The organism is Bradyrhizobium sp. 132, from assembly GCF_023074185.1.
Lineage (GTDB): Bacteria > Pseudomonadota > Alphaproteobacteria > Rhizobiales > Xanthobacteraceae > Bradyrhizobium.
The window spans coordinates 64076-90108 of sequence record NZ_JADPKY010000158.1 but is presented as its reverse complement, the minus strand read 5'-3'; the positions used below and the strand labels follow the sequence as shown (position 1 = coordinate 90108).

The 26033-nt window shown below is 63.6% G+C and carries 23 protein-coding genes; 14 read left to right on the top strand and 9 right to left on the bottom strand.

Annotated features, from left to right (window positions below; translation table 11 throughout):
* Positions 1-185: 185 nt before the first annotated feature.
* The 3 genes from phaZ to IVA74_RS34235 all read right to left on the bottom strand — a co-directional run bounded on the left by phaZ (position 186) and on the right by IVA74_RS34235 (position 3255).
* A complete protein-coding gene (gene phaZ, locus IVA74_RS34245) occupies positions 186-1514 on the bottom strand; it encodes a polyhydroxyalkanoate depolymerase (protein WP_247351646.1) in 1329 nt (442 codons plus the stop codon).
* A 122-nt stretch (positions 1515-1636) separates the two neighbouring features.
* A complete protein-coding gene (locus tag IVA74_RS34240) occupies positions 1637-2455 on the bottom strand; it encodes an ABC transporter permease (RefSeq protein ID WP_247351643.1) in 819 nt (272 codons plus the stop codon).
* Positions 2452-3255: an ABC transporter ATP-binding protein gene (locus tag IVA74_RS34235; RefSeq protein WP_247351640.1), complete on the bottom strand. Its 804-nt coding sequence runs from the start codon at positions 3253-3255 to the stop codon at positions 2452-2454. The genes IVA74_RS34240 and IVA74_RS34235 overlap by 4 nt, the downstream gene beginning before the upstream one ends.
* A gap of 107 nt (positions 3256-3362) precedes the next feature.
* On the opposite strand from IVA74_RS34235, the gene IVA74_RS34230 reads away from it, so the two are divergent.
* Positions 3363-4673, top strand: coding sequence for an ActS/PrrB/RegB family redox-sensitive histidine kinase (locus IVA74_RS34230; protein WP_247351638.1), 1311 nt, complete (start codon positions 3363-3365; stop codon positions 4671-4673).
* A gap of 103 nt (positions 4674-4776) precedes the next feature.
* Positions 4777-5331, top strand: a complete 555-nt coding sequence (locus IVA74_RS34225) for an ActR/PrrA/RegA family redox response regulator transcription factor (RefSeq protein ID WP_211395226.1) — start codon at positions 4777-4779, stop codon at positions 5329-5331.
* 163 nt (positions 5332-5494) lie between these two features.
* Here IVA74_RS34225 and IVA74_RS34220 read toward each other — a convergent pair whose 3' ends face one another.
* Positions 5495-5983: an MmcB family DNA repair protein gene (locus tag IVA74_RS34220; RefSeq protein WP_247351862.1), complete on the bottom strand. Its 489-nt coding sequence runs from the start codon at positions 5981-5983 to the stop codon at positions 5495-5497.
* 119 nt (positions 5984-6102) lie between these two features.
* Between IVA74_RS34220 and IVA74_RS34215 the strand changes: the two genes are divergently transcribed.
* A complete protein-coding gene (locus IVA74_RS34215) occupies positions 6103-7800 on the top strand; it encodes an alpha-amylase family protein (RefSeq protein ID WP_247351636.1) in 1698 nt (565 codons plus the stop codon).
* A 14-nt stretch (positions 7801-7814) separates the two neighbouring features.
* Here the strand turns inward: IVA74_RS34215 and IVA74_RS34210 are convergent, their stop codons facing one another.
* The gene (locus IVA74_RS34210; protein WP_247351634.1) at positions 7815-9413 is read right to left on the bottom strand and encodes an alpha-amylase family glycosyl hydrolase; all 1599 of its coding nucleotides are present in this window, start codon (positions 9411-9413) and stop codon (positions 7815-7817) included.
* A gap of 172 nt (positions 9414-9585) precedes the next feature.
* Between IVA74_RS34210 and IVA74_RS34205 the strand changes: the two genes are divergently transcribed.
* On the top strand, positions 9586-10254 hold the full coding sequence (locus tag IVA74_RS34205; RefSeq protein WP_247351632.1) for an MBL fold metallo-hydrolase: 669 nt from the start codon (positions 9586-9588) through the stop codon (positions 10252-10254).
* 4 nt (positions 10255-10258) lie between these two features.
* On the opposite strand, the gene IVA74_RS34200 is transcribed toward IVA74_RS34205, so the two are convergent.
* The gene (locus tag IVA74_RS34200; RefSeq protein WP_247351630.1) at positions 10259-10639 is read right to left on the bottom strand and encodes a helix-turn-helix domain-containing protein; all 381 of its coding nucleotides are present in this window, start codon (positions 10637-10639) and stop codon (positions 10259-10261) included.
* 131 nt (positions 10640-10770) lie between these two features.
* Between IVA74_RS34200 and IVA74_RS34195 the strand changes: the two genes are divergently transcribed.
* Complete coding sequence (locus tag IVA74_RS34195) at positions 10771-11073, top strand: hypothetical protein (protein ID WP_247351628.1); 303 nt, start codon at positions 10771-10773, stop codon at positions 11071-11073.
* A gap of 1 nt (position 11074) precedes the next feature.
* Here the strand turns inward: IVA74_RS34195 and IVA74_RS34190 are convergent, their stop codons facing one another.
* Together IVA74_RS34190 and IVA74_RS34185 are read right to left on the bottom strand one after the other, a co-directional pair.
* Entirely contained in the window at positions 11075-12253 is a 1179-nt protein-coding gene (locus IVA74_RS34190) for a PHB depolymerase family esterase (RefSeq protein ID WP_247351627.1), read from the bottom strand.
* Between the two features lie 141 nt (positions 12254-12394).
* The gene (locus IVA74_RS34185; protein WP_247351625.1) at positions 12395-13807 is read right to left on the bottom strand and encodes an MFS transporter; all 1413 of its coding nucleotides are present in this window, start codon (positions 13805-13807) and stop codon (positions 12395-12397) included.
* A 237-nt stretch (positions 13808-14044) separates the two neighbouring features.
* Here IVA74_RS34185 and IVA74_RS34180 point away from each other — a divergent pair, with 237 nt between their 5' ends.
* Complete coding sequence (locus IVA74_RS34180) at positions 14045-15280, top strand: LLM class flavin-dependent oxidoreductase (RefSeq protein ID WP_247351623.1); 1236 nt, start codon at positions 14045-14047, stop codon at positions 15278-15280.
* Positions 15281-15344: 64 nt separating this feature from the next.
* A complete protein-coding gene (locus tag IVA74_RS34175; protein ID WP_247351621.1) occupies positions 15345-16721 on the top strand; it encodes a cytochrome P450 in 1377 nt (458 codons plus the stop codon).
* A gap of 137 nt (positions 16722-16858) precedes the next feature.
* On the opposite strand, the gene IVA74_RS34170 is transcribed toward IVA74_RS34175, so the two are convergent.
* Positions 16859-17698: a glucose 1-dehydrogenase gene (locus IVA74_RS34170; protein WP_247351619.1), complete on the bottom strand. Its 840-nt coding sequence runs from the start codon at positions 17696-17698 to the stop codon at positions 16859-16861.
* A gap of 194 nt (positions 17699-17892) precedes the next feature.
* Here IVA74_RS34170 and IVA74_RS34165 point away from each other — a divergent pair, with 194 nt between their 5' ends.
* The 7 genes from IVA74_RS34165 (at position 17893) to IVA74_RS34135 (ending at position 25983) form a co-directional block, all read left to right on the top strand.
* Complete coding sequence (locus IVA74_RS34165; RefSeq protein ID WP_247351616.1) at positions 17893-18858, top strand: sensor histidine kinase; 966 nt, start codon at positions 17893-17895, stop codon at positions 18856-18858.
* A 198-nt stretch (positions 18859-19056) separates the two neighbouring features.
* Positions 19057-20793, top strand: coding sequence for an EAL domain-containing protein (locus IVA74_RS34160; RefSeq protein ID WP_247351614.1), 1737 nt, complete (start codon positions 19057-19059; stop codon positions 20791-20793).
* A 237-nt stretch (positions 20794-21030) separates the two neighbouring features.
* Complete coding sequence (locus IVA74_RS34155; protein ID WP_247351613.1) at positions 21031-22215, top strand: substrate-binding domain-containing protein; 1185 nt, start codon at positions 21031-21033, stop codon at positions 22213-22215.
* Positions 22216-22383: 168 nt separating this feature from the next.
* Positions 22384-23175, top strand: a complete 792-nt coding sequence (locus tag IVA74_RS34150; protein ID WP_247351612.1) for an ABC transporter ATP-binding protein — start codon at positions 22384-22386, stop codon at positions 23173-23175.
* Positions 23172-23894, top strand: a complete 723-nt coding sequence (locus IVA74_RS34145) for an ABC transporter ATP-binding protein (protein WP_247351610.1) — start codon at positions 23172-23174, stop codon at positions 23892-23894. Before IVA74_RS34150 ends, IVA74_RS34145 begins: the two co-directional genes overlap by 4 nt.
* A complete protein-coding gene (locus tag IVA74_RS34140; protein WP_247351609.1) occupies positions 23891-24901 on the top strand; it encodes a branched-chain amino acid ABC transporter permease in 1011 nt (336 codons plus the stop codon). Before IVA74_RS34145 ends, IVA74_RS34140 begins: the two co-directional genes overlap by 4 nt.
* The gene (locus IVA74_RS34135; protein ID WP_247351607.1) at positions 24898-25983 is read left to right on the top strand and encodes a branched-chain amino acid ABC transporter permease; all 1086 of its coding nucleotides are present in this window, start codon (positions 24898-24900) and stop codon (positions 25981-25983) included. Before IVA74_RS34140 ends, IVA74_RS34135 begins: the two co-directional genes overlap by 4 nt.
* The last annotated feature ends 50 nt before the right edge of the window (positions 25984-26033 follow it).

Genomic DNA, 26033 nt, shown 5'->3' with positions numbered 1-26033 from the left:
GACCCTACAGACTGGGGTTGGAACCGGCTTTTTTCGCCCCCGCTGGACGCATGCGGCACCCCCAAGGGGTGAGGTTGGACTCACTCCTAGAAAGCTACCTGAATACCGCGAATCTGGAGGTTGCCTGCCCCCGTCGGAACCTCCGACAGGGCCTGAATTTTCGACGGGAAAGCCGAAAAACGCGTTTATTCGGCCGCGAGAGCCTGCAACGAGCTCGGATTCGCCGCCGACACCATGAAGTCATGGATGCGCGGCACGATTTCCGACTTGAAGCGCGAGCCGTTGAACACGCCGTAATGTCCGACGCCCTTCTGGACGTAATGAACGCGGCGATCATCGGGGATCGAGCTGCACAATGTGTGCGTTGCTTCGGTCTGACCGATCCCGGAGATGTCGTCGTTCTCACCTTCGACCGTCATCAACGCGACGCGCGTGACCTTGGAGGGATCGACGCGTGTTCCACGATGGGTCATCTCGCCTTTCGGCAGCGAGTGCTTCACGAACACGGTATCGACGGTCTGCAGGTAATACTCGGCGGAGAGGTCCATCACCGCGAGATATTCGTCGTAGAAATCGCGATGCTTGTCGACGAGGTCGCCGTCGCCCTTCACCAAATTGGCGAACAGGCGCTTGTGGGCGTCCATGTGCCGGTCGAGATTCATGCTGATGAAGCCGTTGAGCTGCAGGAAACCCGGATAGACGTCGCGCATCATGCCCGGATGCGGGAACGGCACCTTGGTGATGACGGTGTTGCGGAACCAGTCGATGCCGCGCTCCTGGGCGAGATTGTTCACGCCGGTCGGATTGCGGCGGGTGTCGATCGGGCCGCCCATCAACGTCATCGACGTCGGCACGAAAGGATCGCGCCGCGCTTCCATGATCGAGACGGCGGCGACGACGGGAACGGAAGGCTGGCACACGGCCAGCACATGCGTGTTGCCGCCGAGGACATGCAGCATCTCGATGACGTAATCGATGTAGTCGTCAAGATCGAAGCGGCCGTCGCTGAGCGGCACCATGCGGGCGTCGGCCCAGTCGGTGATGTAGACCTCATGCGCCGGCAGGAACGCCTCGACCGTCCCGCGCAAGAGCGTCGCATAGTGGCCGGACATCGGCGCTACGATCAGCACGCGCGGCTGCGGGCTGCGCAAGGGACGCGCGAACTTGCGATCGAAGTAGAGCAAACGGCAGAACGGCTTTTCCCAGACCGGGCGGACCTCGACCGGGACACGGATGCCGTTGACCTCGGTGTCATCGAGACCCCATTCCGGCTTGCCGTAGCGGCGCGTGGTGCGTTCGAACAGTTCGCAGGCCGCGGCAACCGACTTGCCGACCTCGGTGCGCGCCCATGGATTGAGGGGATTCTGAAACAGCAGCTTGGTCGCGTCGGTGACCGCACGCGCCGGATTGAGAGAGGCCTGCGCCATCTCGTACATCCAGTACATCGGCGTCGTCAGGACCGGACTGCCTTCGGCCGCCAAGGGCGGCGCGCCGCCAAACTCACCAATAGGCATCTCTATATTCCTCTTCGCATCGCAGCATACTGCCGAATGCGTAATATTGCGTCAATGCATGGTTCCGTACATCTACGTGGCCGACGCGCCCAAACCATGCTGAATCCACCGATAAAGTGACGTCACTCGCCGCCCGACAGCAGCGAACCCTGCTTTCTGGCGCTGCGCAAAAGGGCAAGGAATGCCCCAAAAGATGCAACCAGCAGCACCACGTTGATGGCTAACGCACTCAACATCAGATCGGTCCTGAAGGTGTTTTCGATCAGCAGCGCGCGCATTCCTTCGAACACGTAGGTCGGCGGCAACGCCCAGGCGACATATTGCAGCCAGACCGGCAGCACGCTGACGGGATAGTAGACGCAGGCGAGCGGCATGATCGCGAACATCAAGGTCCAGACGATGCTCTCGGCGCCAAGGCCGTTTCGCAGCACCAGGCCAGAGACGAAGATGCCGACCGACCAGCTCGTGAAGATCAGGTTGCAGAAGAACGCAATCAGCGGCACGCCGAGCGCATAAACGTTGAAGTGAAACAGGAACAGCGCGAGCAGCGTCATCGGGATGACGCCGATCGCGAGCCGGATCAGGCTCATGATCATCAGCGACAGCAGAAACTCGATCGGCTTCAGCGGGCTCATCATGAGATTGCCGAGGTTGCGGGCCCACATCTCTTCCAGGAACGAGATGGAAAAGCCGAGCTGCCCGCGAAACAGGATGTCCCAGAGGATGACGGCGCCGATCAGCGTGCCGCCGGCACGCGCGAAGAAATTGGCATTCTGGGCGATGTAGAGCTGAAGAAAGCCCCAGGTGATCACTTGTAGCGCTGGCCAGTAGAGCAGCTCGAGCAGCCGCGGCCAGGACGACATCAAGAGATACCAATAGCGCAGGATCATCGCGCCGATGCGGTGCATGGAGATGCCGCGATGGAGGGAAATCTCGCTCATCGCGCCGCCTCCTTCGCGCCGTTCACCCGGCCACGCGCGACGTCCAGAAACACCTCTTCCAGCGTGGTGCGGTTGTAGCGGGCCATGATGGCTTCGGGCGCATCGTCGTCCTCGATACGGCCGCGCTTCATGATGATGACACGGTCGCAGAGCCGCTCGACCTCGAGCATGTTGTGCGAGGCCAGGAGGATGGTGGCGTTGTTCGCCTTGCGATAGCGCTCCAGATGACCCCGGACCCAATCGGCCGTGTCAGGATCGAGCGAGGCGGTTGGCTCGTCCAGCAACAGCAGCTCGGGATGGTTGATCAGCGCCTTGGCGAGCGCGACGCGGGTCTTTTGCCCGGCGGAGAGCTTGCCGTTGGCGCGGTCGATGAAATCGGTGAGATCGAGATCGTCGGCGAGCTCAGCGATGCGACCGGCCAGGTTCTCCACCGCATAGAGCTTGCCGAACACGGTGAGGTTCTGACGCACCGTGAGCCGCATCGGCATGTCGACATAGGGGCTCTCGAAATTCATCCGCCCCAGCACGGAAGCGCTCTCCTCCGGCATCCGATACCCGAGCACCTGCACACGGCCGGAGGTCGGCAGCACGAGGCCCATGATCGTCGCGATGGTCGTGGTCTTGCCGGCACCGTTGCCGCCCAGAAGGCCGGTGATGCTGCCGCGCGGAAGCGAAAACGAGATATCGTCGACGGCACGGGTCTGCTTGTAGACCTTGACGAGGTGATCGACCGCGATGGCCGCGGATGAGCTGCGATCCGCGACAGTCGGCCGACTTGAAGCCTTGTCATTCTCGGTCATGCTGGGCGTTCTTCTGCTATTGCTGCAGAGAGCGCAAGGCTTGTAATCCCGGGTGGTTCCGCGAGCTCTGCGTTTGTGATCGAGAAGGCACCGCAAAATTGGCCGACATGACTGAAATTGCCGCTTCCGACTTCCGCCCCTCGCAGCGGCATATCCGCCTGGACACGATCCTGCGGCTGCGCTGGCTCGCGGTGCTCGGCCAGCTCGCTGCGATTTTCATCGTGGCGCAAGGGCTGGAATTCGACGTCGAGATCGTCCCCTGCGTCAGTATCATCGCCCTGTCGGCGGCGCTCAATCTGGCGCTCCAGACCGTGTCCAATCCGCTGCAGCGGCTGGAGCCGATGCAGGCGGCCGGACTGCTCGCGCTGAACATCGTGGAGCTGGCGGGTCTGTTATTCTTCACTGGCGGACTCCAGAACCCGTTCTCGTTCCTGTTCCTCGCGCCCGTGCTGATCTCGGCCACCGCGCTGCCGGCCCGCTTCACTTTCGGCCTCGGCGTACTGGCTGTCGCCTGCGCCTCGGTCCTGGTCTTCTTCCATCTGCCGCTGCCCTGGGATTCCGATGATCCGCTGGTGCTGCCGCCGATCTATCTCGTCGGCGTCTGGCTCTCGATCGTGCTCGCGATCGGCGTCACCAGCCTCTACTCGTTCCAGGTCACCGAAGAGGCTCGGAAACTTGCGGACGCGCTCGCCGCCACCGAGCTGGTGTTGACGCGCGAGCAGCATCTGACCCAGCTCGACGGCCTGGCTGCGGCCGCAGCGCACGAACTCGGCACGCCACTCGCGACGATCTTCCTGATCTCGCGCGAGCTGGAGAAGACGGTGAAGGATGCGAATTTTGCTGCCGACCTGAAGACCCTGCGCGAGCAGACGCAGCGTTGCCGCGACATATTGAGCAAGATCACCCAGCTCTCCGCCGAAGGCGCGCCGTTCGACCGCATGAAGCTGTCGGAGCTGATCGAGGAGGTGGTGGCGCCGCACCGCGATTTCGGCGTCGATATCAAGGTGCGTATCGCCGTCGCCATCGTGGCCGAGCCGGTCGGTTCGCGCAATCCGGCGATCCTCTACGGCGTCGGCAACATCGTCGAGAACGCGGTCGATTTCGCCCGCACCACGGTCGAGGTCAACGCGTGGTGGAACAACGACATGATCGAGATCGTGATCTCCGACGACGGCCCCGGTATTCCGCCCGACATCCTGAAACGGATCGGCGAGCCCTATTTGTCGCGGCGACGCACCCAGGACGAAGGCGGCGGGCTGGGATTGGGCGTGTTCATCGCACGCACCTTGCTCGAACGCACCGGCGCCAAGGTCTCGTTTACCAACCGAACCTTTCCGGCCCATGGCGCAGTGGTCCAGATCACGTGGCCGCGAGAGCGTTTTGAGGCTATCGAGACCTTCGAAGAAACAATAGGATAGCCCGCGACCTTGCGTCGCACAGCACGGCCGATCGACTATTGGCGGCCTTGGCACCGCCCGATTGCGACGCCATATGTAGACGCGCTGGAGAGAGGACAAAACCTTGAACGCCATCGCCGAATTGAACGAACAGACCGACCGCTCGCTTCTCATCGTGGAGGACGACAAGCCGTTTTTGGAGCGGCTGTCGCGCGCCATGGAAACGCGTGGGTTTGCGGTGACGTCATGCGACACCGTCTCGGACGGTCTGGCGCAGATCGGCAAGGCGGCTCCCGCATTCGCCGTGGTGGATCTGCGGCTCGGCGACGGCAACGGTCTTGACGTGGTTTCGGCGCTCAAGAAGAAGCGCCCCGACGCCCGTGCAATCGTGCTGACCGGCTATGGCAACATCGCCACCGCCGTGACCGCGGTGAAGATGGGCGCGATCGATTATCTCTCCAAGCCCGCGGATGCCGACGACGTCGTCGCCGCGCTGCTGTCGACCGGCTCGGACAAATCCGAATTGCCGGCAAACCCGATGTCCGCCGATCGCGTGCGCTGGGAACACATCCAGCGCATCTACGAGATGTGCAACCGCAACGTCTCGGAAACCGCGCGACGGCTGAACATGCACCGCCGCACGTTGCAGCGGATTCTGGCTAAGCGCGCGCCGCGATAATACTTACGGCTACCGTGCCCCGGACGCAGCGCAGCACGAAGTGATGCGCTGCTGAGCCGGGGCCCATTCTTTTTAGAGAGCTAGAAGCCCCGCCTGTCTTCTGGGTCCCGGCGCTGCGCAGCAACGCCAACGCGTTGCAGCGCGTCCGGGACACGAGAGCCCGCTACTCCCAAAAATCCGCATGCCCCTGCGGATCGACCAGCCGGTTGATCCGCAAGGCCGCCGCCATGCCAAATCGCACCGTCATCTGCTTGCGCGTGGCCGCAGCGAGCTTGTGCTCGGGCGCCTCGCACTGCATGTGCGCGCCATAGGCATCAGCGACGATCAGGCCGGTGTCTTGCGGAAAGATCCCGCAAGGCAAATCCTGCGTGAAGGCGAAGAACAGCCGGTCGCAATGGGCGCGGTATTCGTGCCATTTCTGATCGGCGCGAAGATCCTCCACTGACGATTTGATCTCGACGATCCAGACCTCGCCGCGTTCGTTCAGCGCGACGAGATCGGCGCGCCGGCCCGACGGCAGCGGCAATTCGCTGATGCAGGTGAAGCCGAGCGAGCGCAGCAACCGTGCGGTACCGCGCGCGATCGCCAGCGCCGTCTCGGACTGACGGCGGTCCGGCGGCGGCACGAGGGCAATGCGGGCGGTGTGGTCCATGGAGGAAGGATAGCCGATTCCACCTCCCATGTCGTTCCCGGCGAAAGGCGGAACCTGACCTCGCCTTAACACTTATCACGCAGCCGCCGCACCTCGGCGGAACATCGAGGCTGCGGCGCATGATCGACGATCTCTGGTACAAGAACGGCGTGTTCTATTGCCTGTCCGTCGGCACCTATATGGATGCCAACGGCGACGGCGTCGGCGATTTCAAGGGACTGCTGCGTCGGCTCGATTATCTGCACGGGCTCGGCATCACCACGATCTGGCTGATGCCGTTCCAGACCTCGCCTGGCCGCGACGACGGCTACGACATCGCCGACTATTACAGCGTCGATTCCCGTTACGGCACGCTGGGCGATTTCGTCGAATTCACCCATGGCTGCAAGCAGCGTGGCATCCGCATCATCATCGACCTCGTGGTCAACCACACCTCGGACCAGCATCACTGGTTCAAGGAAGCCCGGCGCGACAAGAATTCGCCCTATCGCGACTGGTACGTGTGGTCCGACAAGAAGCCCGCAAATGCCAACACGGGCATGGTGTTTCCCGGCGTGCAGAAATCGACATGGACGCGCGACAAGGAAGCCGGCGCGTATTACTTTCATCGCTTCTACGATTTCCAGCCCGATCTCAACACCTCGAACCCGCACGTGCAGGCCGAGATCCTCAAGATCATGGGCTTCTGGATCCAGCTCGGCGTCTCAGGCTTCCGCATGGATGCGGTGCCCTTCGTGATCGCGACCAAGGGCGCAAAGGTGAGGAAGCCGATCGAGCAGTACGACATGCTGCGCGCATTCCGCGAATTCCTGCAATGGCGGCAAGGCGATGCCATCATCCTCGCCGAGGCCAACGTACTACCCGAAACCGACATGGAATATTTCGGCCGCGATGGCGACCGCATGCACATGATGTTCAACTTCCACGTCAACCAGCATCTGTTCTATGCGCTGGCCTCCGGCGATTCCCGTCCGCTGGCGAAGGCGCTGAAGGCAACCAAGCCGCGGCCGGCCTCGGCGCAATGGGGCCTGTTCCTGCGCAATCACGACGAGCTCGATTTGGGGCGGCTGACCAAGGCGCAGCGCGACATCGTGTTCAAGAAATTTGGCCCCGACAAGGACATGCAGCTCTACGACCGCGGCATCCGCCGTCGCATGGCGCCGATGCTGGGCGGCGACCGCAGGCGGCTTGAGCTCGCCTACAGCCTGATGTGCACGCTGCCGGGAACGCCCGTGATCCGTTATGGCGACGAGATTGCGATGGGTGAGGATCTATCGCTGCCCGAACGCAACTGCGCTCGCACGCCGATGCAATGGTCGACCGAGCCGCATGGTGGCTTCACCACGAGCGACAAGCCGGTCAACCCGGTCATCGACGAGGGCCCTTACGGCTTCGAACACCTCAATGTCGCAAACCAGCGGCGCGACCCCAATTCCATGCTGAACTGGACCGAGCGCATCGTCCGCATGCGCAAGGAGGTGCCGGAGATCGGCTGGGGCGATTTCGCGATCATTGCGACGCGCGATCCCGCCGTGTTCATCGTGCGCTATGACTGGCGCAACAATTCCGTGCTGTTCGTGCACAATCTCGACGAGAAGCCGCGCGAGATCGCATTTTCCGTGGGGCTTCCTGATGATGCCGGCGAGCACCTGATCAATCTGCTTGCGGAAGACCACAGCCACGCCGACAAACGCGGCCAGCACCGCATCGTGCTGGAACCGTATGGATATCGCTGGTACCGCGTCGGCGGGTTGGATTATCTGTTGAAGCGGAGCGATATCGACGAAACGGCGCGGGGGATTAAACATCCGGGGTAGATGGCGCCGCACAGTTAGGACGGAGCGATGATCACACCCTCATTGCCCCGCAGATCCAGCACGCCCTCCAGCTTTTCCCCCTCGCGATCCAGAAACGTCGACAGCAGAATCTCACTGTCAAACTTCAGCGCGCTGGTAGTCACGGCAATCGGCTCAGGGCCGAGATTGAGCACGACTATGACCGCCCTGCCCTCGGCTTCGCGGCGATAGACCAGCAGATCGCCTTGCGCCGCGATCGGATGATAGTCGCCAGCGATCAGCGGCGGAGATGCCTTCCGTAACGCGATCAGGCGCTTGTAGAGCGCGAGGATCGAACGCGAATCGGCTTCGAGATTGACGACGCTTTCGTGGATGTGATCCTCCGGCAACGGCAGCCACGGCCTGACATCGGAGAAGCCGGCGAAGCCGGATGAATCCCATTGCATCGGTGTGCGGCAGCCGTCGCGGCCGACGCCGATACCGGGCACGTTCTTCTCGAAGGGGTCGCGCACATCCTCGGGGGCGATCGCGAGCTGATGCATGCCGATCTCGTCGCCGTAATAGAGCGTCGGTGTGCCGCGCAGCGTCAGCAGCAGCATGGCGGCGACGCGGGCCTGCACCTCGCCGATGCGGCTTGCGACGCGCGGGCGATCGTGATTGCCGAGCACCCAGTTCGGCCAAGCGCCCTTCGGCAGCGCCTTCTCGTAATCCCCGACGATCTTCTCGATCGAGCGCGCGCTCCAGAACGTCGAGAGCAGCGCGAAATTGAACGGCATCTGCGCGCCGGTGAGGTCGTTGCCGTAATAGGCCATCAGCCGGTGCAGCGGCAGATAGATCTCACCGATCAGCACGCGCGCATCATACGCATCGGTGACACGCCGCATCTCTGCAATGACGTCGTGCACCTCCGGCTGGTCGGTGGAATATTGCGTGAGGATCCTTTCGTTCGGCGGCCGGCCCTCGACATAATGCGGGTTCTGCGGATTGTCGCGGAAATCGGCGTCCTTGATCAGGTGCCAGATCACGTCGACCCGAAAGCCGTCGACGCCCTTCTCGAGCCAGAACCGCATCACGTCGTAGATCGCCGCGCGGACGTCAGGATTGCGCCAGTTGAGGTCGGGCTGCTGGGCGAGGAAGGCGTGGTAATAGTATTGTCCCGTCGTCCCATCGAACTGCCACGCACTGCCGCCGAACTCGGACAGCCAATTGTTCGGCATCCCGCCATCGCCTGCCGGATCACGCCAGATGTACCAGTCGCGTTTGGGATTATCGCGCGAGGACCGGCTCTCGACGAACCAGGGATGTTGGTCCGAGGTGTGGTTCGGCACGAGGTCGAGGATCAGCTTGAGGCCGTTGTCATGCGCGGCCGCGAGCACCGCATCAAAGTCCTCCATCGTGCCGAACAGCGGCTCGATGCCTGTATAGTCGCAGATGTCGTAGCCGAAATCGGCCATCGGCGAGGGGAAGATCGGCGACAGCCAGATCGCGTCGACGCCGAGCGATTTCACATAAGGCAGCCGCCGGAGGATTCCGGCGAGATCGCCGACACCGTCGCCGTCGGAGTCCTGAAACGAGCGCGGGTAGATCTGATAGAAGATGCCGTCGCGCCACCAATTGCTGCCACCCTGAGCCATGCGGGAAACCACCTGAAATCTTGAGTCTCGCGCAGGAGAACGCGAGAGCAGCGCCCCGGTTCAAAACAGCAGGCGAATTGGGACCGCCGTGTGACGGCAGCTGCCCCTGTTCCCCGGCCAGGGCACGAATCTTTTGCTTGGCGGCATGGCAAAAATCGGCATTGTGAGCCCCATGAGCGAGCAACATGAGACACAAGCCAAGGCCGGCGCGATCATCGTTCCCGTGACGCTGTTCGAGCAGAATTGCACCATCGTCTGGGACGAGCCTTCCAAGAAGGCCGTGGTGATCGATCCCGGCGGCGACGTGCCAAAGATCCTGGACGCCATCAAGCAGACCGGCGTCACCGTGGAGAAGATCTGGCTGACCCACGGCCATATCGACCATGTCGGCGGCGCGGCCGAATTGCGCGATGCGCTGAAGGTACCGATCGAGGGCCCGCATGTCGCGGACAAATTCCTGCTCGACAACGTGGTCGAAAGCGGCGCCCGCTTCGGCATGACAGGGGGACGCAATTTCGAGCCGGACCGCTGGCTCGACGAGGGCGACGCCGTCGCGATCGGCGGTCTCACGTTCGACATCTATCATTGCCCCGGTCACTCGCCCGGCAGCGTGGTGTTCTTCAACAAGGACATGCGCTTCGCCCACGTCGGCGACGTCCTGTTCGCGGGCTCGGTCGGACGCACCGATTTGCCCGGCGGCAGTCACGCGACGTTGATCGACTCGATCAGGACCAAGCTGCTGCCGCTGGGCGACGATGTCGGCTTCATCTGCGGCCACGGCGCCGGCTCGAGCATCGGCCAGGAGCGGATGACCAATCCGTTCATCACTGGCGAGATGTAAGGGCCTATTCTGCGGCGTCTGCCAGCGCTGCGAGCTCACTGAGGTTACGGTCGCCCCAATCGCGGATCGCGGCGACCACCGGCACAAAACTCTTTCCCTTGCGTGTCAGGCGATACTCGACCTTCGGCGGCACCTCGCCAAAATCCTTGCGGTCGATCAGGCCGCTTTCGGTCAGCGCCTTCAACTCGCGGCTGAGCACGCGCGGCGTGATCTCGGCGCTGCCTTCCGTGCCGCGCAGCAATCCGCTCCTGATCTCGCCATAGCGGCGCGGGCCGTCCTTGAGGTCCCAGACGATGCGCAGCTTGTACTTGCCGCTGATCATTTTCTGAAAGGCCGCGACCGGACAGGCCCGCGCCGGGTTCGGCTTTGTACTTTCCTTGGCCATGTCGTCTCCTCCATCTTCGGGAAGACGATAGGAGCAGCGCCGAAAAAGTCCATACTATCAATTTTGTCCATACTTGCAGGATCGCTACCAGCGCGCAGATGATGACGCACAGGACGAACAGGGAGCGTCACATGAAGCACTTCATGATCCGGTACGAATTCAAGAACGGCACGACGGAGGCCTGGCACCAGGAGGTCGGCCGCTTCATCAAGGCGATCGACGGCGATCCGGAGTTGAAAGGACGGATCGGCTATCGTGTCCTCAAAAATCGCGACGACGGCAGCTATTTTCATCTCGCCAGCGTCACGGATGATGCCGCGCAAAAAGCGCTGCAATCGCGCGACTTCTTCAAGGCCTATCAGGAGATGACGCGCAAGGTCGCCGGCGGCGAGGTGACGGTGACGCCGATCGAATGGATCGGCGCGACCGCCTGAGCTATTTCATCAATCCTGCAGCCGTGAGCGCACGCGTGATGATCTGGCCGAGATCCAAGCCGCGGACCTCCTCGCGCTTCGGCTCGGCCAGCTCTTCGGCGACCGCAGCGCGGATCGAGCGGGCCAGATGCGGCGCGGATGTCAGCGGCGGCTTCGACGGGGCGGCGGGCTTCGCCTCCGCCGTCTTCGCGGCATCCGCAATCCAGCCGGTCAGGCCGAAGAATTTTGCGATGTGGTAGGATGAGGAGATGCCGGCCTCGATCAGGAACGCGCCTTCCACACCGTAGCGGTGATCGTTGTCGGCGATGCCGAGCGGCGTGCCGTGCGCCATCTCGGTGATAGCGTAGGACTCGACGAGGGTCTCGCCGTCCTTGTTCCACCAGGCCTGGCGCGGATAACCGTCGACATTGGTCTCCGCCATCGGCAATTCAGGCAGATCGTGCAGGTCGAGCCATTGCTTGACGATCTCGTTGGCATTGCCGGGATTAACGGTGCGGTCGGCGCTGCCGTGCCAAACCGACATCTTCGGCCACGGACCGCGATGATTGGAGGCCCGCCGGACCAGATCGCCGAGCTCGCGCGCGGGCCGCGCCGGGGAATGAAACATGCCGTCCAGCGCCTCGCGCAGGTTCGTCGCGATGCCGTAGGGAAGTCCCGCGATGACCGCACCGGCCGCGAAAACTTCCGGATAGGTCGCGAGCATCACCGACGTCATGCCGCCGCCGGCGGACAGGCCCGTGATGAAGATGCGTCGGGGATCGAGGCGATGCGTTTCGGTCATGTGCGCGATCATCTCGCGAACCGAACGCGCCTCGCCGCTATCGCGCGCGGTATCCTCCGGACTGAACCAGTTGAAGCAGGTGTTGCCGTTGTTGGCGCGCTGCTGCTCGGGCATCAGCAGTGCAAAGCCGTAGTGCTCGGCGAGCGTCGACCAGCCGGCACCGAGGTCGTAGCTTGCCGCCGTCTGGCCGCAGCCGTGCAGCACGACGACGAGCGCGCGCGGCTTCTGCAACTGCGCCGGCACGAACGAGAACATGCGCAGATTGCCGGGATTGTCGCCGAAGCTCGTCACCTCTTGCAACGGACTGGACGTATCGGTGCTCCGGCCGAACTCGGCGAAGCGCAATCCGTCCAGCTTTGGCAGACGTCTCAAGAGATCGATATTTCTGGTTAACGACACGGCAGCTCCTGACAGGCGACGTTCAACGTCCACCCAAACCAAATAGTTGCTGCAGTGCAAAATAAAAAGACCGTGTGCTGTCGATGACCTCCTAAATCGCGGGAGAACCTGCGGAAATCCGCTCGTATTAACCGCAATGCCTCAACTTCGTGCAGAGACGCGGCGCATCCACGCCAGGAATGCGGCACAGATCATGATTAACGTCACAAACAGCGCGAGCGAGACGAGAAATCCTGCGCGCGCTGATTGCAGCGCTTCGACGGCGAGGAACACCGCACCGATTGCGGCCACTCCGGCCGCATTTCCGATCTGCGCCGTCGTGCCGTACACGCCAGACGCCGAGCCTGCCGCAACCGGTTTGACTGTCGAAAGCACCGCGCCCGAGAGCGGCGCCATCACCAATCCCTGGCCGTAGCCGAAGATGATCATGGTGAGCGCGAGCAGGAGCGCCGACGGCGTGTCGTCATAAAGCACGACAAGCGCAAGCGCGACGAGGCCCGCGATCTGAAGCGCGCATCCCTCGATCAAGGCTTTGGTGTAGCGATGCCGCGCGCGTGCGCTGCTGTGGCGCGAGGCCACGACGAAAGCGAGCGCGAGCGGAATGAAGGCCGTGCCGGCCGCGAGTGGGGGGATTTTCAGTCCCCGCTGCATGAACAGCGTCATGACCAGGTAGAACGAGAGATTTGCAAAGAAGAAAAAGAACGCCGCGCCGAGGCCGCGCAGGAAGGCAGCGTCCGCCAGCAAGGTCAGATCAATCAGCGGCATGCCACCGGCGCGTGCCACGGCATGCTCCAGTTTCGGGAACGCGAGGAGAATCACGGCTCCGATCGCCATCACCGCCCACAACCACGGCGCCCAGCCGACATCGTGGCCGAACAGCAGCGGACCGATCAGGCACAGCAATCCAGCGAACAGAACGATACTGCCCATGATATCGAGCCGCGTGCCGGCGCGACGCGGCACCGAGGGCATGATGCGCCAGGCCGCAGCCGCGATGACGAGACCGCAGGGCACATTGACGAAGAACACCGAGCGCCAGCCGGTGCCGGCGAGATCGATCGTGACCAGGAGCCCGCCGAGCAGGAAGCCGGCGGCGCCCGCGAGCCCGAGCACGATGCCGTAGATGGCGAAGGCACGGTTGCGCTGTTCATCCGCGAACAGGAGATGCAGCGTCGCCAGCACCTGCGGCACCATCAGCGCGGCGGTCGCACCCTGCGCCAGCCGGGCGATGATCAGCTCCGCGCCTGACGGCGCGAGGCCGCACCACAGCGACGTCAGGGTGAAGCCGAGCAGGCCGGCCAGGAAGACGTTTTTGGTGCCGTGGATGTCGCCGAGCCGGCCGCCGGTGACGACCAGCGTGGCATAAGCGATCAAGTAGATCGCGACGACGGATTCGATCTGCGCCGGCGTTGCGTGCAGATCGACAGCTATCGTGGGGATGGCAACGTTCACGATGAAGGCATCGACGCCGAACATGAACTGAGCGGCCACGACGATCGCCAGCACCCACCAGCGGCGCGACGAATCGATCTGCTTTGTGACGGCTTGATGCATCGACGCGCGAACCCTTCGGATTTCACCGCGTCGATGCTCCCAGATCGGCGTCATCCGCGCGATTACCTCCGAGGTAGGAATCGCGAGGTCTCACTTCTTCCCCGGAGACAGGAGAAGGGGCAGCTCCATCGCATGCCTGCATTCCGTCGCGCGGGACATCGCACGATTGCCTTCGCTGTCTCCAGCACGTAGCTTCGCGCCACAAACAAACAAAAAATCAAAGCCGGAGAGAACGCCATGGCGCGCCTGAAGTTCGGAGCCTTCCTTGCCCCGCATCACCCGATCGGTGAGCATCCGATGCTCCAGTTCCGGCGCGATCTTGACCTGGTCGAGCAGTTGGACAGCCTCGGCTATGACGAGTTCTGGTGCGGCGAGCATCACTCTTCCGGCTGGGAGATGATCGCCTCGCCCGAGATGTTTTTGGCCGCGGCCGGCGAGCGCACCAAGCGGATCAAGCTCGGCACCGGCGTGGTGTCGCTGCCCTATCACCATCCCTACAACGTCGCGCAGCGCATGGTGCAGCTCGACCACATGACCGGCGGCCGCGCCATTTTCGGCTCCGGGCCCGGCGCGCTCGCCTCCGACGCACATACGCTCGGCATCGATCCCATGACGCAGCGCGACCGTCAGGACGAGGCGATAGGGGTGATCCGCCGCCTCTTCAACGGCGAGCGTGTCACCGCCAAGAGCGACTGGTTCACCATGAACGACGCCGCGCTCCAGCTCCTGCCGCTGCAGGAGGAGATGCCGTTCGTGGTGGCCTCGCAGATCTCGCCTTCCGGCATGACGCTCGCCGGCAAATACGGCATCGGCATCATCTCGCTGGGTTCGATGACGACGCAGGGTTTGATGTCGCTGCAGCAGCAATGGCAGTTCGCCGAGGATGCCGCCCAGAAGCACGGCACCACAGTCGATCGCGCGAACTGGCGCGTGCTGCTGACCTGGCACGTCGCCGAGACGCGCGAGCAGGCTCGCCGCGAGGCCGGCCCCGGCCTGATGCGCTGGCACAATGAATATAACGTCGGCACGCTGCAGCGGCCGGGCCTGACCGCGTTCGCCTCACCCGACGAGGCCGTGGACAAGACCGCCTTCGTCGAGGGCGCGGCCTCCGTCATCGGCACGCCCGACGATCTCGTCAAGATGATCAAGAATGTGATGCAGGTGTCCGGCGGTGTCGGCGCTGTCATCGGCTTCGTGCACGACTGGGCCAATCCGGAGAACACGCGCCGGAGCTGGGACCTTGTCGCGCGCTACGTGGTGCCGGAGATCAACGGCTATATCGACGGCTTGCGTAAGTCGCAAAAATTCGTGATCGAGAACCGCGCGATCTTCGAACGAGCGGGACAGGCCGTGATGGCCAAGATCATGCAGAATGAGAAGGCCGCCGAAGCGTTGAAGGTGACCGGCGCCGGCCGCGTTGCGATTCCGGCCGTCAACGCGCCGGATTTGCAGAAGGAAGCGGCAAAGCGGTAAGCGCAGAGTCATCGTAGCCGGATTGTGCTATGCTGGCCGGGTCTAGCCAACCGGAGCAATCGTCATGTCGATGCAGAATGTGGCCGCCCCTGCGCTCGGCTTCACTCCGCCCAAGCGCAACGAGCTGACACACATCCCCGGCGACGAAGGCTGGCCGATCATCGGCAAGACCTTTCAGGTGCTCGCCGACCCCAAGGGGCATATCGAGGCGAACGGCGCCAAATACGGCCCGGTCTATCGCACGCATTTTTTCGGCGAGACCAATGTCGTGCTGCTTGGCCCCGAGGCCAACGAGCTCGTGCTGTTCGACCAGCAAAAGCTGTTCTCGTCCACCCACGGCTGGAACAAGGTGCTTGGCCTGCTATTTCCGCGCGGCCTGATGCTGCTCGATTTCGACGAGCACCGGCTGCACCGCAAGGCGCTGTCGGTCGCGTTCAAGTCCGGGCCGATGAAGTCGTATCTGGGCGATCTCGACCGCGGCATCGCCGCGCGCGTCGCGCAGTGGAAGGCCAAGCCCGGCGAGATGCAGCTTTATCCGGCGATGAAGCAGCTCACGCTCGATCTCGCCGCGGCGTCCTTTCTCGGCGCCGGTATCGGGCCCGAGGTCGACGACGTCAACCGCGCCTTCGTCGACATGGTCGCCGCCGCCGTCGCTCCGATCCGCCGGCCACTGCCCGGCACGCAGATGGCGGCCGGCGTCAGGGGCCGCAAGCGCATCGTCGGCTATTTCCGGGAGCAGATTCCGCTGCGACGCGGCAACCACGGCGGCGATGATCTGTTCTCGCAGCTCTGCCGCGCAACGCACGAGGACGGCGCGCTGCTCTCGGAACAGGACATCATCGACCACATGAGCTTCCTGATGATGGCGGCGCACGACACGCTGACATCGTCGCTGACGTCGTTCGTCGGCGAGCTCGCGGCAAACCCCGACTGGCAGGACAAACTGCGCGCGGAAATTATGGCGCTGGGGCTCGGCCCCGATGCGCCAAGCAGCTTCGACGATCTCGAAAAGATGCCGCTGTCGGAGATGGCCTTCAAGGAAGCGCTGCGGATCAAGCCGCCGGTGCCCTCGATGCCGCGCCGCGCGATGCGCGATTTCACCTTCAAGGGCTTTACGATTCCGGCCGGTACCGCGATCGGCGTCAACCCGCTTTACACCCATCACATGAAGGACATCTGGCCGGAGCCGGATCGCTTCGATCCTTCTCGCTTCACCGAGGAGGCGCAACGCAACCGTCACCGCTTCGCCTGGGTGCCGTTCGGCGGCGGTGCGCATATGTGCCTCGGCCTGCACTTCGCCTACATGCAGGCGAAATGCTTCGCGCGGCACTTCTTGCAGAACATCGAGGTGTCGCTGGAGCCCGGCTACAAGCCGGACTGGCAGATGTGGCCGATCCCGAAGCCGCGCGACGGACTGCGGGTGCGGGTGAAGGCGGTTTAGTGCTCGCCTCTCGTGTCCCGGACGCGCGAAGCGCGAGCCGGGACCCAGAATCTTGAGTCACATTCAGCTCTGAGAGATGGGCCCCGGCTCTGCGGTGCGACACTTCGCGCCGCACCGCGTCCGGGGCACGAGAGCGCCTACGCCCCCTGATCGAACGCCTTGCGCAGGGCCACGTAGCCCTGCTGCTGCTGAGTCCAGTTGCGGCCGCCGGTCATCGCGCCGTCAATGACGAGGTCATGTCCGTTGATGAAGCTGGATTCGTCGCTGGCCAGGAACACCGCGGCATGGGCGATGTCATCAGGAAGGCCGGCGCGCGGGATCGGCTGCGCGGTCTTGTAGACTTCGCGCATTACCGCCGGCGTCTTCTCCGCCGCATCGGTCGAAAGCCCGAGCGCCTTGCCGAAAATGCCGGTCGCGATGGCGCCGGGCGAGATTGAGTTGACGCGCACGTTGGACTCGCCGAGTTCCATCGCCACGCATTTGGTGAGATGGATCACCGCCGCTTTGGCCGCACCATAGACCATCGAGGACGAGAAACCGGCGAGACGGCCAGCGATGCTGCCGTTGTTGATGATGCTGCCAAAACCCTGCTTCTTCATCTGGGGCGCGGCGTGCTTCATGCCGAGCATGACGCTGCGCACCAAGGTCGCCATCGCCGCGTCGAAGCGCTCGACCTCGAGGGCTTCGACGCCACCGGTCTGCGCCGGGCCGCCAGCATTGTTGAACAGGCAGTCGATGCGGCCGAATTTGTCCACCGCGAGCCCGATCAGCGCCTGCATCTGCGCTTCGACCGTCACATCCGTCTGGCGGAAGACGCAAGCCGCCCCGAGCTGCTTCGCCAGCGCCTCGCCTTCCGGTATACGCCGGCCCGCGATCACAATTTTGGCACCTTCGGCAACGAAGACTTCCGCAGTCCGCAACCCGATCCCGCTCGTCGCGCCCGTGATCACCGCGACCTTGCCATCCAGCCTGCCCATGGAATGTCCCTGTTTTCGAACCTCTTGAAGCCAAATGGCGGACACCGATCGATCCCGGCGCCGCGACACTCGGCGCCGCAGCAGGCACTATTCCTGCCGGCTTCCGACAAGGCAAGCTTTGCTTGCGCCGGCGGCATGCGTAACATTCCCGGCTACCGCTCGATTGTCGCACGCATATCGCAACCGGACTGCGCATGGGGAAGCTGATCGACGAATTCCGCAAGGGCTGGCGGGGCGCGGCACCGCCGTCGCTCGGCTTGAGCCTTGCGTTTGCGGTCACCTGCCTGCTGGTTGCGACCCTGGCGCGCTGGGCTCTCGCCCATATGCGGCCCGACGTCTATTTCACGCCGTATTTCCCGGCCGTGTTCTTTGCGGCCGCGTTCGGCGGCTTCCGCATCGGCGTCATCACGGCGCTGGTCGGCGGCGTGCTCGGCGTGGTCGTGAATTTCGGCGATGCCTTGGCCGATCCCTCGCGATTTGCCCTGCTGGCGCTCTATTGGGCGGTCTGCGCGCTGACCATCTGGGGCGTCGAGCACTATCGCTCGCTCCTCGTCGAGCAGCGCCGGATTTCCAGACGCCTGATCGAGGAAGAAGACTACCGCAAGCTGCTGGTCGACGAGCTCCAGCACCGGCTGAAGAACAAGCTGTCGACGGTGCATGCCGTGCTGCATCAGGTGCTGCATGATCAGCCGCAAATCTGGGCCCGGATTGATCCGCGGCTGCGGTCGCTTGCCGCGACCGATGATTTGATCTCGCGAATCGACAAGGGCGGCTGCGACATTCGCGACCTCCTGATCTCCGAGCTCGGCCCTTACGGCCATGTCCGCTTCTCCCTCAACGGCGACCGGCTGTTCCTGCCGCCGAAGCTCGCGGTCACCCTGTCATTGATGTTTCACGAGCTCGCCACCAACGCAGGCAAATATGGCGCGTTCTCCGCGCCGCGCGGATTGCTGCAGGTGTCATGGACCGTCAGCGACGACCGTCTGACCGTCACCTGGGATGAAACCGAGGGCCCGAGCGTGGACAAGGTCTCCGAGCCCGGTTTCGGCACCAAGCTGTTGAAGTCGGCACTGTCGGCCTTCGACGGCAAGTCCGAGGTCTTCTATCTCAGGACCGGACTTCATTGCACGATGCAATGCCGCATCCCCAAAAGCGGTTAGACACAGCGCAAACGAAAGCCGATCGCGCGCGGTTTCGCTGGGCGCGTTGACCCGCTGTTAATGACGATGGGCTGCGCGCGTCGCATCGCCGCAAAACACCCCCGTATTTCTCCGGACCCCTTAACCAAACTTAAGAGGGAACTGCGCAAGATCGCGCCATTGCAAATGCGCGCTGAAACAACAAGATTCATGACTTCTATGAACGACAACAAATATTCCGGCGCGAGTGAAGCCGAACTCGGATTCCTCAAGGAAATCGTTAGAATGCTGCCTGCCGGCCTGACCGTGCAGGACGCGCAAGGCGAATTTCTCCTGGTCAACGATGTCGCGGCCGCCCAGCTCGGCATGGACGGCAGCCGTCCCTCACCCAATCTCACGCCGCGCCGGGAAGCTTGCCAGCGGGCCCTGAGCTCCGGCCAGCCGGTCGTCGCCGAGGAAGCGCTCCACGACGGAGCCGCACGCCAGGTGCTGCTCACCACCCATCGTCCGATCCGCCTCGACGGACGCGAACTGCTGATCTCGGCCTCCTCCGACATCACCGAGCAGAAGAATTTCGAGGACCAGCTGTTCCGCTCGGCGTATTTCGACGAGCTGACCGGCCTGCCTTCGCGGCGCGTGATCGAACATCGCGCCACCAGCCTGCTCGCGCAGGGTCGCGCCGGCGAGCGCTTTGCGCTCGCCTTTCTCGACGTCGACAATTTCAAGCACATCAACGATTATTACGGCCACGCCGTCGGCGATGCCCTGCTGGCCGAGCTGTCGAAGCGGCTCGGGCGCGACTTGCGCGATTCGGACATGCTGTCGCGCATCTCCGGCGACGAATTCCTGCTGCTGCTGTCGCCGATCCAGAGCCAGGAGGAAGTCGCCGAATTCATGCAGTCGACGCTGGAGCGGCTGACGGCGCCGTTCTTCATCGACAATTCGGAAGTCTTCGCCTCCACCTCCGTCGGCATCAGCCTCTATCCCGATCACGGAAGCAGCTTCGAGACGCTGCGTCAGAACGCCGACATGGCGATGTACCGCATCAAGAATGACGGCAAGGGATCGGCGGCCTTCTTCGACTCCAGCATGGAGCGCGAGGCGCTGGCGCGGATGAAGATCGAGCAGTCGCTGCGGCAGGCCATCCTGGAGAAGCGCTTCTGCTGCGCCTTCCAGTCCAAGGTCGACATCCGCACGCAGGACGTGAAGGGCATCGAGGCCCTGGTGCGGCTGCGCGACGACGAAGGTGTGATCCAGGCACCCGGCTCGTTCATCAATCTTGCCGGCGAGCTCGGGCTGATCGACGAGCTGACCCATCTCGTGCTCGCCGAAATCGTCAAATCGATCGACCTGATAAACGAGACGTTTGGCGCGGAAGCGACCATCAGCATCAACGTCGCGGCCAAGCAGGCCGGCAACCCCGAATTCATGCGCAGCTTTGCGCAGGCGCTCAACGACACAGGCTTTCCGCAGCGCTTCATGATCGAGGTGACGGAAGACGCCTTCGTCGCCAAGAATCATTTCCAGGCCGAAATCCTGCCGATGTTCCGCAAGCTCGGTGTCGGCATCTCGATCGACGATTTCGGCACCGGCTATTCCTCGCTCTCTGCGCTCGCCGACATCACCGCCGACGAGATCAAGATCGACCGCTCTTTCATCACCGACATTCACAAGCGCCCGCGCAACCAGGGCATCCTGCGTGCGATCGAATCCTTGAGCGAAGCGCTCGGGATGACCGTGATCGCCGAAGGCATCGAATCCTACGAGGAGCTCGCCTATCTCCAGGCTGCAACCAAGATCCGCTACGCGCAGGGCTATTATTTCGCCCGGCCGATCTTCCTGGAGGAGCTGAAGCTCGCAACGCCCGTCTCCAGCGAGGCCCGGGCGAACGTCGCAAGCCGGCCGACGCAGCAGAACCGCCAAGGCTATTCGCGCGCGAGCGGCTATCGGCGGTAACCGCTCCGCCTTCCACACCCTTGCTTTGCAAAGCATGCTCAGCCCGATCCGAGGTAACATCAGCGCACTGGCAGGTCCGGCGCTGCCGATTTCTTCGGCAGAGGCAAGCCGCCAGGCACGCGTCAACACGGTGTCACACGCGCTCCCCGCGCAAGGCGGCCGTAAGGTGTAATTGCAATGTTCGTACCGTTGTGCAAATCGCTATGGCCGAGAAACGTTAAATCAGGAGGGACCATCGTGCGTCGTTCACTCATCATAACAACAGCCATTCTCGCCTTCGCCGCGAGCACCTGCGCACAGGCCGACGATCTCAAGATCGCGCTGATCTACGGCAAGACCGGCCCGCTCGAAGCCTACGCCAAGCAGACCGAGACCGGCCTGCAGATGGGCTTTGAATACGCCACCAAGGGCACCATGACGCTCGACGGCCGCAAGATCGTCGTCATCACCAAGGACGACCAGGGCAAGCCCGATCTCTCCAAGGCCGCGCTCGCGGAAGCCTATCAGGACGACAAGGTGGACATCGCGATCGGCACGACCTCGTCGGCCGCGGCACTCGCGATCCTGCCTGTCGCCGAGGAGAACAAGAAGATCCTGATCGTCGAGCCCGCGGTCGCGGATCAGATTACCGGCGAGAAGTGGAATCGCTACATCTTCCGCACCGCGCGTAACTCGTCGCAGGACGCGATCTCCAACGCGGTCGCGATCGGCAAGCAGGGCGTCACCGTGGCGACGCTGGCGCAGGACTACGCGTTCGGCCGCGACGGCGTCGCCGCCTTCAAGGAGGCGCTCGCCAGGACCGGCGCGACGCTGGCCGCCGAAGAATATGCCCCGACCTCGACCACCGACTTCACCGCGGTTGGCCAGCGCCTGTTCGACGCGCTGAAGGACAAGCCGGGCCGCAAGGTGATCTGGGTGATCTGGGCCGGCGCCGGCAATCCTCTGGCAAAGCTCCAGGACATGGACCCGAAGCGCTACGGCATCGAACTGTCCACCGGCGGCAACATCCTGCCGGCGCTCGCGGCCTACAAGGGCCTGCCCGGCATGGAAGGCGCCACGTATTATTTCTATGAGATTCCGAAGAACCCGGTGAACGACTGGTTCGTCGCCGAGCACCAGAAACGTTTCAACTCGCCGCCGGACTTCTTCACCGCGGGTGGCTTCGCCGCCGCGATGTCCGTCGTCGCCGCCGTGACCAAGGCGAAGTCGACCGACACCGAGAAGCTGATCACGGCCATGGAAGGGCTGGAGTTCGACACGCCGAAGGGCAAGATGATGTTCCGCAAGGAAGACCATCAAGCGCTCCAGAGCATGTATCACTTCAAGGTCAAGGTCGATCCGAACGTCGCCTGGGCCGTGCTCGAGCCGGTGCGCGAGCTGAAGATCGAGGACATGGACGTTCCGGTCCGCAACAAGCGCTGAGCTGTCTTGCTTCACCTCTCCCGCTTGCGGGAGAGGCCGGGAGAGGGCTCTGTCCTCTTGTGGGTTCTCGCCTGCGGAGGCACCCTCTCCCCAGCCCTCCCCCGCAAGCGGGGGAGGGAGCGCACCGCGACCGCGGATCGTTTCCTCCTCTCATCATTTGCCAGACCCATGACGCTGACCCTCGAAACCCGCGACCTGACCATCCGCTTCGGCGGTCATGTCGCAGTCAACAGCGTCACCTGCAGCTTCCGCCCCGGCGAACTCACCGCGATCGTCGGCCCGAACGGCGCCGGCAAGACCACCTATTTCAACCTGATCTCCGGACAGCTTCGCGCATCGACCGGCAGCATCCTGTTCGACGGTACCGACATCACCCGGCACTCGGCGCCGATGCGGACGCGCGCAGGCCTGGGGCGCGCCTTCCAGCTCACCAATCTGTTTCCGAACCTCTCGGTGGAGGAAAACGTCCGCCTCGCCGTGCAGGCCGCCGACGGCACGCATTACGACATGCTGCGGCCCTGGACGGTCGGCCGTGAGCTGATCGCCCGTGCTGATGCGATTCTGGATCAGGTCGCGCTCGGCGGCCGTCGCGGCGTGGCAGCGACCGCACTGTCGCATGGCGATCAGCGCAAGCTCGAGGTCGCGCTGATGATTGCGCTGGAGCCGAAGGTGTTCATGTTCGACGAGCCAACCGCAGGCATGAGCATCGACGAGGTGCCGGTGGTGTTGAACCTGATCGCGCAGCTCAAGCAGGATAAAAGCAAGATCATTCTCCTCGTCGAGCACAAGATGGACGTCGTCCGCTCGCTCGCCGACCGCATCATCGTGTTGCATAACGGGCAACTTGTTGCCGACGGGCCACCGGCCGAGGTAATCGCCTCACCGATCGTGCAGGAAGCTTATCTGGGCGTCGCACCCAAGAAAGCTGCAGGGGAGAAAGCTGCGGGGAGCGCGGCATGACCGACCTGCTCCAGCTCTCCGGCGTGCACACCCATATCGGCCGCTATCATATTCTCCAGGGCATCGATCTCGCCGTCGCGCAGGGGCAGACCACGATGCTGCTCGGCCGCAACGGCGCCGGCAAGACCACGACGCTGCGCACCATCATGGGCCTCTGGCAGGCCTCTTCCGGCGAGATCAGCCTCGCCGGCGAGCGCATCGAGAGCCGTGCGACGCCCGATATCGCGCAGCTCGGCGTCGGCTACGTGCCGGAGAGCATGGCGGTATTTTCCGACCTCACGGTGAAGGAAAATCTGGTGCTGGCGGCGCGCGACGGTCCGCTCGACGACGCCCAGCTCGACTGGATTTTTGGTTTCTTCCCGGCGCTGCGCCGGTTCTGGCTGTCGCGCGCGGGGAGTCTGTCGGGTGGACAGAAGCAGATGTTGTCGATTGCCCGCGCCATCGTCGAACCGCGCGAGCTCTTGCTGATCGACGAGCCGACCAAGGGGCTGGCCCCGGCGATCGTGATGGCGCTGATCGAGTGCCTGAAGGAGATCAAGCGCAAGGGCGCCACCATCCTGATGGTCGAGCAGAATTTCTTTGCCGCCCGCGAGCTCGGCGACAACGTGCTGGTGATGGACAACGGCACCATCGTTCATCGCGGCGAGATGACGGCCTTGGCCTCCGACGTACCGCTGCAGGAGCGGCTGCTCGGCCTGAGCCTGGAGGCGCATCAGTGACTGAACTCGCCGCAACCGATCCGCTGCCGAAGCCGAAGCGCGACATCGCGCCGATCCTGCTGCCGATCGCGGTCGCCCTCGTGATGATCCCGCTGATCGGCTCCCCCAGCACCTGGCTGACGCTGACGGCCGCGAGCCTGGCGATGGGCATGATGATCTTCATCATGGCCTCCGGCCTCACACTCGTGTTCGGCCTGATGGACGTGCTCAATTTCGGCCATGGCGCCTTCATCGCGGTCGGCGCCTATGTCGCGACCCTGGTGCTGGCGCCGTTCGCGGCCTCCCTTCAGGCGGATTCGCTGTGGATGAACCTCGCGGTGCTGGCGCCGGCGGCATTGCTGTCGATGGCGGTCTCCGGCGCGCTCGGCCTGATCGTCGAGCGGGTGCTGATCCTGCCCGTCTACGGCCAGCATCTGAAGCAGATCCTGATGACGACGGGCGGCCTGATCGTCGCCGAGCAGACGCTCTATGCGGTGTGGGGGCCGCAGATCATCCCGACGCCGCTGCCGACCTCGCTGCGCGGCTCCTTCATTTTCGGCGACGTCGCGATCGCCAAATACCGCGTGCTGGCGATGCTGATCGGCCTCGCCGTATTCATCGCGATCCAGCTCGTGCTCAACCGCACCAAGCTCGGACTTCTGATCCGCGCCGGCGTCGAGAACCGCGAGATGGTCGAGGCGCTCGGCTATCGCATCCGCCGCCTGTTCCTCGGCGTGTTCATGACGGGATCGGCGCTGGCCGGCCTCGGCGGCGTAATGTGGGCGCTGTATCGCGAGCAGGTGCACGCCTCCATGAGCGACGACCTCACCGTCTTGATCTTCATCGTCGTCATCATCGGCGGCCTCGGCTCGATCGGCGGCTGCTTCATTGGCGCGATCCTGGTGGCGATGGTCGCCAATTACGGCGGCTTCCTGCTGCCAAAACTCGCTCTCGTCTCCAACATCCTGCTGATGGTCGCCATTCTGATGTGGCGGCCGCGCGGCCTCTATGCGGTGACCAGCCGATGATGATCCTCTCGGGCGACCCGCCGCGTAGCCGCGTGCTCACGCTCGTTCTCGTCCTCATCATCCTGGCGCTGGTGGCGACGCCGTTCCTGTTCCCCGGGGCGAAGGCGTTGAACGTCGCGGCCAAGATCTGCGTCTTCGCCGCGCTGGTCGCCTCCTATGATTTGCTGCTCGGCTATACCGGCTCGGTGTCGTTCGCACACACCATGTTCTACGGGATCGGCAGCTACGCGATCGCGATCGCACTGTATGGGATGGGCCCGAATTGGGCCGCGGTTGCAACCGGCATCGTCGTCGGCCTGCCGCTCGCCGCGCTGCTTGCGCTTGCGATCGGACTGTTCTCGCTGCGGGTCGCCGCGATCTTCTTTGCCATGATCACGCTCGCGGTCGCGTCCGCCTTCCAGGTGCTGGCCTCGCAGCTGTCCTGGCTGACCGGCGGCGAGGACGGCCGCAGCTTTCAGCTGCCGGAGCTGCTGCGCCCCGGCACGGTGCTGATCTCCAGGAACGTGCTCGGCTTCGAGGTCAACGGCCGCATCCTGACCTATTATCTGCTGTTCGCCGTCTCGGCGGTGATGATCCTCGCTTTGCTGCGGGTGGTGAACTCGCCGTTCGGGCGCGTGTTGCAGGCGATCCGCGAAAACCGTTTCCGCGCCGAGGCGCTCGGCTTCCGCACCGTCTTCCACCTGACCTACGCCAACTGCCTCGCCGCACTGGTGGCCGCCGGCGCCGGCATCCTCAATGCACTGTGGCTGCGCTATGCCGGCCCCGATACCTCGCTCAGCTTCTCGATCATGCTGGACATCCTCCTGATGGTCGTGATCGGCGGCATGGGCACGATCTACGGCGCGATCATCGGCGCCACCATTTTCATCCTTGCCCAGAACTATCTGCAGTCGCTGATGGGCGTCGCTTCCAAGGCGGCGTCGGAAGCCGGCCTGCCGCTGCTGCCGGGGCTGTTGCATCCCGACCGCTGGCTGCTGTGGCTCGGGCTGCTCTTCATCGCCAGCGTCTACTTTTTTCCGACCGGCGTGGTCGGGCGGCTGCGCAATGGCGGTGGCGACAAGAGCGCTGATACCTCGCATTAACGCGCGGTTAGTGATGCAGCGCAGCGGCTTGCTGAACACGACTGGGATCG